Source organism: Phenylobacterium sp. (assembly GCF_044236515.1).
Classification (GTDB): domain Bacteria; phylum Pseudomonadota; class Alphaproteobacteria; order Caulobacterales; family Caulobacteraceae; genus Phenylobacterium.
In genome coordinates, this window is record NZ_JBIIGK010000245.1 from 1 (window position 1) to 3,039 (window position 3,039).

At 73.0% G+C, this 3,039-nt stretch carries 3 protein-coding genes; all 3 read left to right on the top strand.

The annotated features are described in order from the left end of the window. The first annotated feature begins 155 nt into the window (after positions 1-155). Complete coding sequence (locus tag ACILRF_RS15780) at positions 156-557, top strand: DUF2946 family protein (protein WP_395674568.1); 402 nt, start codon at positions 156-158, stop codon at positions 555-557. A gap of 52 nt (positions 558-609) precedes the next feature. Further along, entirely contained in the window at positions 610-2,634 is a 2,025-nt protein-coding gene (locus ACILRF_RS15785) for a TonB-dependent receptor family protein (protein WP_395674570.1), read from the top strand. Beyond that, positions 2,622-3,039: YcnI family protein (locus tag ACILRF_RS15790; RefSeq protein WP_395674572.1), on the top strand; the 418-nt coding region annotated here is incomplete at its 3' end. The genes ACILRF_RS15785 and ACILRF_RS15790, both read left to right, overlap by 13 nt.

The window sequence follows — 3,039 nt, forward strand, 5'->3', positions numbered from 1 at the left end:
CACGACGATCCCCGCCGTGGCGAGGAACAGGACCACATCCTTGTAGGCGCCCGTGTCGACGTGGCCTTCCATTCGCGCTCCGTCTTTTGAGTCGGGCGACTATGGCCCACCGCGACCGGTTGAGAAAACCGCCCGCGAGGGGTAAATGCGCCGCCATGGCCAGCGCCGCACATCCGGGCCGTCGCCCGCGGGCGACGTGGGCCCCCGTCCTGATCGGCCTGCTCGCGCTGCTGATCCAGGCGCTGGTTCCGTCGGCCGCCCTCGCCGCCTCCGGCGACCGGCCCGAACGGACGATGGTGATCTGCACCGCCATGGGCGCGCAGACCATCACCCTGACCGACGACGACGGCGAGACCCGCCAGGGGTTCGCCGGCCTGCCCTGCCAGGACTGCCTGGGCCTGAGCATCGCGGCGAGCCCGCCGCCGCTGCTTACCCTTGTGCGCGCCCACTTCCCGACCGGCGTCGCGCCGGAGACGACGACCACCGAGCCTGGCCTGCGCCGGGCCCGTGCACCGCCCCGACCGCCGTCGCAAGGCCCGCCGATCCCGAACGCCTGACCTCGCCGGCGCGCGCCCGCGCGCCCTTCGTCATCCGTTCGGAGCCTTCATCATGTCTTCCCTCAAGCCGCTCGCGCGGGCCCTGGCCGGCGCGCTCGCGGCCTGTCCGGGCATCGCCGCGGCCGAGGCCGCCCCGCCGGTGCTGGACTCGGTCATCGTCACCGCCCGCGCCAACCCCGAGGAGCCGCCGGTCGTCGGCGCCGCCCGCACCCGCCTGTCGGAAACCCCCGGCGCCGTCTCGGTGATCTCGGCGGAATCCTATGAGCGCCGGCTGGCCCTCGCCCTCGACGACGTCCTGCGCGACGCGCCGGGGGTCTACGCCCAGAAGAAGTGGGGCGGCGACATCCGCATCTCGATCCGCGGCTCGGGCCTCGGCAACGCCAACCACAACCGCGGCCTGCTGCTCGCCCAGGACGGCGTGCCGCTGAACGAGGCCGACGGCTATGGCGACAGCCAGGCGGTCGACCCGCTGATCGCCCGCTACGTCGAGGTCCATCGCGGCGGCAACGCGCTGCGGTTCGGCGGCTCGCTGCTCGGCGGGGCGATCAACGTCGTGACCCCGACCGGCGCCGACGCCGGCTTTGCCAACCGCGTGCGGATCGACGCCGGCGCGTTCGGCCTCGTTCGCCAGCACGTGGCGGTCGCGCGGCAGGTCGGCGACTGGGACCTCTATCTCGCCGGGACGAACCAGACCGGCCAGGGCTGGCGGCCGCAGAGCCAGCAGAACCTGCAGTTCGCGACGCTCAACCTCGGGCGCGGCTTTGCCAACGGCGGCGAGGCGCGGCTGACGATCAGCGGCGCGAACATCGACCAGGAGATCCCGGGCGCCCTGACGCGGGCGCAGTTCGACGCCGATCCGCGACAGCCGGCGCCGGCGTCCTACGCGAACGACCAGGCGCGGGACGTGCGCAATCTGCGGGCCCTGTTGCGGGTCCGCTGGCCGCTGGCCGAGGGGCTGTCGGTGGAGGCCGCGGGCTATGCCGTGTGGAAGGACCTCGACCACCCGATCTTCCAGGTCATCGACCAGCAGAGCCGCAACTACGGCGGCTTCCTGCGGCTCGACTGGGACGGCGAGTTGGGCGGGCGGCGGGCGGACGCCTACGCCGGGGTGTGGGCGCGGGAGGGCGACCTCGATTCCAACTTCTACCTGAACGTGAAGGGCGCGCGGGGGCGGCGGATGTCGACCAGCCTGCAGAACGCCCGCGCGCTCGACGCCTTCGCCGAGGGGCGGGTGTTCGTCACCCCGGCGCTGGCGCTGGTGGCCGGCGGGACCTGGGGGCGGGCGGAGCGCGACTACCGCAGCTTCGCGATCGCCGGAACGCCGGCCTTCGACCTGGCGGCCTCGCGGACCTACAGCTGGTTCGCGCCGCGCATCGGGCTGCTGTGGCAAGCGCCCGGGGGAGAGCAGGTGTTCGCCAACCTGACCCGCTCGGTCGAGCCGCCGAACTTCAGCGCCCTGTCGCCGAGCAACCAGGGGCTGGCGGACATCGATGCGCAGAGCGCATGGACCTGGGAGATCGGTACGCGAGGCCGGCGCGGCGCCCTGGCCTGGGACGTCAGCGCCTATCGGGCCGAGCTGCGCAACGAGCTGCTGCTCTATGCGACGACGGCGAACGGGCCGGCGATCACCTTCAACGCCGACGACACCGTGCATCAGGGTCTGGAGGCGGCGCTCGACTGGACCGTCGGGCCGCTGCGGCTGCGGCAGACCTACACCTGGTCGGATTTCCGGGGCGAGGGAAAGCGCCTGCCGGTCGTGCCGGAGCATTTCTACCGGGCGGAGCTGCGCTACCAGCATCCGGGCGGGGCGTTCGTGGCGCCCTCGCTGGAATGGTCGCCGTCGGGCGTGTGGAGCGACTTCGCCAACACCGACAAGGCCGACGGCTATGTGCTGGTGAACCTCAACGCCGGCTTCGAGCTGCGTGGCGGCGTCGCGGTGTTCGTCGAGGCGCGCAACCTCGCCGACAGGCGTTACATTTCCAACGTCCAGCCACAGATCACCACCGGCGCGGGCAGCGCCGCCTACTGGCCGGGGGACGGCCGTTCCATCTTCGGAGGCGTCAAATGGGACTTCTGAGAACCGCCGCGTTCGTCACGGCGCTCGGCGCGGCCGGCCCGGCGGCGGCGCACATCTCGCCGATCCCCGCCGAGGCGCCGGCCGGCAGCTATGAGGCCATCCGTTTCCGGGTCGGCCACGCCTGCGCCGGCGCCGAGGCGACGACCGCGGTGCGGATCGAGGCGCCCGCCGGCCTGCCGGCGATGCGCGCCCAGCCGAAGGCCGGCTGGACGGTCAGCGTCGAGCGGCGGCCCGGCGAGGGCGGCGAGATCCAGGCGGTGACGTGGACGGGAAACCTGCCGGCCGACCAGTTCGACGAGTTCGCCGTCTTCCTGAAGCTGCCGGACGTCGTTGGCGAGATCGAGTTCGCCGCCATCCAGACCTGCGGTGCGACCGAGACCCGCTGGGACCAGCCGCCGATGCTCG

What these genes read in the sequence shown, in the direction of transcription:
- ACILRF_RS15785 (WP_395674570.1), top strand. Translation starts at nt 610, where the DNA reads ATGTCTTCCCTCAAGCCGCTCGCGCGGGCCCTGGCCGGCGCGCTCGCG.
- ACILRF_RS15780 (WP_395674568.1), top strand. Translation starts at nt 156, where the DNA reads ATGGCCAGCGCCGCACATCCGGGCCGTCGCCCGCGGGCGACGTGGGCC.